The organism is Bradyrhizobium sp. 23 (genome assembly GCF_023073295.1).
GTDB lineage: Bacteria > Pseudomonadota > Alphaproteobacteria > Rhizobiales > Xanthobacteraceae > Bradyrhizobium > Bradyrhizobium canariense_D.
The window spans coordinates 1-820 of sequence record NZ_JADPJF010000025.1 but is presented as its reverse complement, the minus strand read 5'-3'; the positions used below and the strand labels follow the sequence as shown (position 1 = coordinate 820).

Sequence of the window (820 nt, the reverse complement as noted above, 5' to 3'; positions counted from 1 at the left end):
CTGAACTTCCGTCTCTGCATGACCCACCTCTGGCTCGATAAAACACCCAATCTCGGTGTCCATCAAACCGGCAGCAGCTCAGTCTCCTCGAACCTCAGCTGATAGGCCGCCTCAAGCGTCCGGGCGTCCGCCTCCAGGAGGGTGTTCTTCAGGGGAAGGCTGGCTTTGGCCCAAGCCAGGAGGTCGTGGCTATTCCCCATGGCTGCCGCCAGGTCGGCCAGCAGCCGCTGCCGTAGCTCAGCTGATTGCTGGGGCTTCAGGACAGCCGGTCGGTTCAAGACGGCTTTGGCGTACTTCCCCTTTTGGCCGGGAGCCGTTTGCGGTTCGGCAGCAGGAGGGCCGGCGATTGCATCCGTGGCGTCGAGGTCGTCCTCACCGGTAATGCCAACCAGAGCAAATAGGGCGTAGCGGCGGGCATAGGTCAATGAGGCTCCCACCCGATGCGGCGCCTCGACCTCCTTTGCGGCGCAGACCGGCCAATCGGAGGAGATCCATTCGCCGGAGGCATGGGCCAGCAGGATCGTGAGAGGCACTTGACCGCTGCTGGAGTCGATCCGTGTGGTCTGGACGGTTGCGATCTCCTGCTTGCTGAGGGTCTTGCGGACAAGGTCCAGGCCGGAGGCCAAGGAGGCGTAGCGGAAGGTCCGGTCGTCCTCCCGCGGGAAGGGGGACCGGATTACCGCCTTTTGGGTCTTTTCCGGGTTGGTTAGCTCGGCCTGCGCCCGGGCGAGGGCACCTGCGGCGCGGCAATCAGGATGGAAGTGCAGCGTCAATCAGGATGAGAGAGCTTCGCCGGGCTCGTGACGCAGGGAGGGCGTAG

1 pseudogene is annotated in these 820 nt (G+C 64.3%); it reads right to left on the bottom strand.

Going from position 1 to position 820, the window contains the following annotated elements:
• Positions 1-83: 83 nt before the first annotated feature.
• Positions 84-773: pseudogene (locus IVB32_RS03850) on the bottom strand (ERF family protein); the annotation flags it as partial.
• Positions 774-820: the final 47 nt, after the last annotated feature.